This is a genomic window from Cellulosilyticum ruminicola JCM 14822 (assembly GCF_001311925.1).
Classification (GTDB): domain Bacteria; phylum Bacillota; class Clostridia; order Lachnospirales; family Cellulosilyticaceae; genus Cellulosilyticum; species Cellulosilyticum ruminicola.
In genome coordinates, this window is sequence record NZ_BBCG01000159.1 from 1 (window position 1) to 1,347 (window position 1,347).

At 31.0% G+C, this 1,347-nt stretch carries 4 protein-coding genes; all 4 read left to right on the top strand.

The annotated features are described in order from the left end of the window. The first annotated feature begins 217 nt into the window (after positions 1-217). The 4 genes from JCM14822_RS18595 to JCM14822_RS22330 are packed head-to-tail and all read left to right on the top strand — an operon-like array spanning position 218 to position 1,263. Positions 218-412: a helix-turn-helix domain-containing protein gene (locus JCM14822_RS18595; protein ID WP_054744137.1), complete on the top strand. Its 195-nt coding sequence runs from the start codon at positions 218-220 to the stop codon at positions 410-412. An 11-nt stretch (positions 413-423) separates the two neighbouring features. Then, positions 424-627, top strand: coding sequence for a hypothetical protein (locus JCM14822_RS18600; protein ID WP_054744139.1), 204 nt, complete (start codon positions 424-426; stop codon positions 625-627). Beyond that, positions 620-1,147 carry a host-nuclease inhibitor Gam family protein gene (locus tag JCM14822_RS18605; RefSeq protein ID WP_054744141.1) on the top strand — a complete coding sequence of 176 codons (528 nt, stop codon included), beginning with the start codon at positions 620-622 and terminating at the stop codon, positions 1,145-1,147. The genes JCM14822_RS18600 and JCM14822_RS18605 overlap by 8 nt, the downstream gene beginning before the upstream one ends. Positions 1,148-1,167: 20 nt before the next feature. After that, positions 1,168-1,263 carry an ATP-binding protein gene (locus JCM14822_RS22330; RefSeq protein WP_242861576.1) on the top strand — a complete coding sequence of 32 codons (96 nt, stop codon included), beginning with the start codon at positions 1,168-1,170 and terminating at the stop codon, positions 1,261-1,263. Positions 1,264-1,347: the final 84 nt, after the last annotated feature.

The window sequence follows — 1,347 nt, forward strand, 5'->3', positions numbered from 1 at the left end:
TAACTCGTTATATAAATAAAGTTTACGAGTCTAAGGCAATCTTAGACTTATTTTTTTCCATTTTTTTGTCTTAATATTTTGTTTGTTATTTAGTCATAAAAGCCTCATAATCGCCTTTAAATTACCTCACAAAGGCCTCATGTCTAGGACAAATTTAACTTTTATTATGTTCTTGTAGCGAAAGCACAGCACTAAAAAACGAAAGCAGATAAAAGAAATGTTAAGAAACTTAAGAGCAGAAATGAGTAGATATAATGTAAGAGCAAAAGACTTTGCAAGACTCTTAAAAGTAAGAGAAGCAACTATCTCAGGTAAGATGAATGGGAAAAGTCACTTTACATTAAATGAAGCAATGCAGATTAAAGAGGTTTATTTTCCACACCTCAGCATTGAATACTTATTTGAGATGTAGGAGGAAAGGCCATGGAATTTACAAATAAAATACTCAAAGAACACGCAGAGCTGACAGTAGAGAATGCCATTCTTAAATGGAAGATTGAAAGATATAAAAGCCTCTTTAAAGAAATTATGGATTATCTTTGCGAGGAAGATGTGTTAGCAGCACAATATGTGATTAAGTATAAATTACTTGATGATATCGGTTTAAAGGAGAAAGACAATGAGTAGAAAAGCAGTGTTAGATATAGATCAAAGAGCATTAGAAGTGAAAGTAGAAATGGATAACTTAGTTGAAGATATTATGGAACTAGATGCAAAGATTATAGAGCTAGAAGCCATGTTTAAAATGCAAGTTGAAAGATTAAAGGATAAGTTTGAGGAAAAGCAATTTTACTTTAAAGCTCAAAAAGAAGAGAAGGAAAGATACTTAAGAGAACTATTTGAACAAGTGCCACAAAGTGAAACAAAAACTCAAAGAAAAGTACAGCTTATTAATGGTGATGTGGTTGTAAAGAAGTCTAAGATGGACTTTGAAAAAGATGCCACTAAGCTCTTAGAATGGGCACAGAAGAATAACAGGGAAGAGCTTATTAATAAGAAAGAAGTCCTTTCATTTAAATGGGCTGATTTTAAAAAGAATCTTGTTATTGAGGATGAAAATATCATAGATACCCAAACAGGTGAAATGCTTGTGATAGATGGATTAGATGTGGTGACTAAATCAGAAGAATTAGAGATCAAATACTAGAAGTATTAGGAGGAATAGTAATGGCTAAAGCAATATGTATTATAGGTGAATCAGGAGCAGGAAAAACAACATCTTTAAGGAACTTAAATGTTGATTCACACATTATTTACATCTAGTATGTGCAAATTAAAAACTATTTTTTGAAACTTTTATTGCATGTTAAAACAACCCATTTTCAAATTATAATCACTAGATATTTC

Excerpts from the sequence above, each read along its gene's own strand:
- JCM14822_RS18595 (WP_054744137.1), top strand. The coding sequence starts at position 218 with ATGTTAAGAAACTTAAGAGCAGAAATGAGTAGATATAATGTAAGAGCA.
- JCM14822_RS18600 (WP_054744139.1), top strand. The coding sequence starts at position 424 with ATGGAATTTACAAATAAAATACTCAAAGAACACGCAGAGCTGACAGTA.
- JCM14822_RS18605 (WP_054744141.1), top strand. The coding sequence starts at position 620 with ATGAGTAGAAAAGCAGTGTTAGATATAGATCAAAGAGCATTAGAAGTG.
- JCM14822_RS22330 (WP_242861576.1), top strand. The coding sequence starts at position 1,168 with ATGGCTAAAGCAATATGTATTATAGGTGAATCAGGAGCAGGAAAAACA.